We start from the raw sequence: 323 nt of genomic DNA on the forward strand, positions 1-323 counted from the left end.
CCAGCGACATAGGCCGTTGCCCCTATAAATACTGAGATGGCAAAGGAAATATGCCTTCACTTTCTGGATAATTTTCCACATTACTAGACAGCCAGAGTTCAAAGATTTTGTAATCGTCAAAGAAACTATATATATACCCTCGCTTTAGTAAGTCTATATAATCTTTTTGAGAAACTACCAAAGAATTTCCGTTTCTTATTACTCTTGATTGTCTAATAAAAAGTTCTTTATTGTATGATAAGAAAATCGCTAAATCTGGATATATTATATTTTCTTTCTCTAAATCAACTTGCCCTATCAGTTTCCAAATCTTCTTTCTTATG

1 pseudogene is annotated in these 323 nt (G+C 32.2%); it reads right to left on the reverse strand.

Annotated features, from left to right (window positions below):
- Positions 1-22 precede the first annotated feature (22 nt).
- Positions 23-323 (reverse strand): annotated as a pseudogene (locus tag Q9I99_RS11340) (Imm26 family immunity protein); the annotation flags it as partial.

It is taken from the genome of Neisseria basseii, from assembly GCF_962707005.1.
GTDB classification, from domain to species: Bacteria; Pseudomonadota; Gammaproteobacteria; order Burkholderiales; family Neisseriaceae; genus Neisseria; species Neisseria bergeri.